This is a genomic window from Vibrio sp. 10N.222.48.A3 (assembly GCF_041475345.1).
Classification (GTDB): Bacteria; Pseudomonadota; Gammaproteobacteria; order Enterobacterales; family Vibrionaceae; genus Vibrio; species Vibrio tasmaniensis_A.
The window spans coordinates 1-538 of record NZ_JBFRVX010001744.1 but is presented as its reverse complement, the minus strand read 5'-3'; the positions used below and the strand labels follow the sequence as shown (position 1 = coordinate 538).

At 46.3% G+C, this 538-nt stretch carries 1 pseudogene; it reads right to left on the bottom strand.

Annotated features, from left to right (window positions below):
- A pseudogene (locus AB4653_RS28720) lies at positions 1-538 on the bottom strand (putative 2-aminoethylphosphonate ABC transporter permease subunit); the annotation flags it as partial.

Below are 538 nucleotides of genomic sequence, written 5' to 3'. Positions count from 1 at the left end.
GAAGTAAAAGATATACCCCAAGCCCAACACCATACCCGGAACAGCCATCGGTACCACACTGAGCATCTGCATTGCTTGACGAACAGGACCAAATGCTCTGCCTTTCTCAATGCAATATGCACCAAGGAAAATCAACACTGTACCGATAATAGCAGTCCATGCACCCAGCGTTAGAGAGTTGAAAAACGGCGTCCAACCATAAGTACTCATTTCTGCGAAGTTGTAGTTATTCAAGGTGAGTGCTTTGTTCCAAGGCCAGAACGTGACCATAGAACCGTATATCGCCATGCCTAGCACGATAACCACAGCAGCAGAGATGATGGTGCAATAGAGCAAACACACGCCATCACGTAGAGTGTTTGGTTCAGGTTGGTACGCGACGGATCGAGTATCAAACAAGCTCTTCTGTTTCTTTTGAACCCAGCGATCCACAGTAAACGCAAGCAACGCAGGCAATAGCAATAAAATACTGGTCACTGCACCCATAGAGAAATTCTGTTGCCCTACCACTTGTTTAAAGATGTCAGTCGATAGAACG